Here is a 263-nt window from a genome sequence, read left to right as displayed (position 1 = left end):
CCACTGGCGCAACGCACGGGTTCACACCCTGCACGACCCGGTGCGCTGGAAGTATCACGCAGTGGGCAATTACTACCTCAACGATGAAAACCCACCGCTGCGGGGGACCATCTGATGAGCAAGAAAAAAATCCTGCTCAATGCCTTCAACATGAACTGCATCGGGCATATCAACCACGGCCTGTGGACTCATCCGCGGGACACGTCCACCCAGTACAAGACCCTCGAGTACTGGACGGACCTGGCCAAAACCCTGGAACGCGG

The 263-nt window shown here is 57.8% G+C and carries 1 pseudogene; it reads left to right on the top strand.

The features are described from left to right. Positions 1–114: 114 nt before the first annotated feature. Positions 115–263 (top strand): annotated as a pseudogene (locus tag AC0L2F_RS35860) (N5,N10-methylene tetrahydromethanopterin reductase); the annotation flags it as partial.

The sequence above is a fragment of the Bradyrhizobium sp. Ken64 genome, from assembly GCF_055807555.1.
This window is presented reverse-complemented; position numbering and strand designations above follow the sequence as displayed.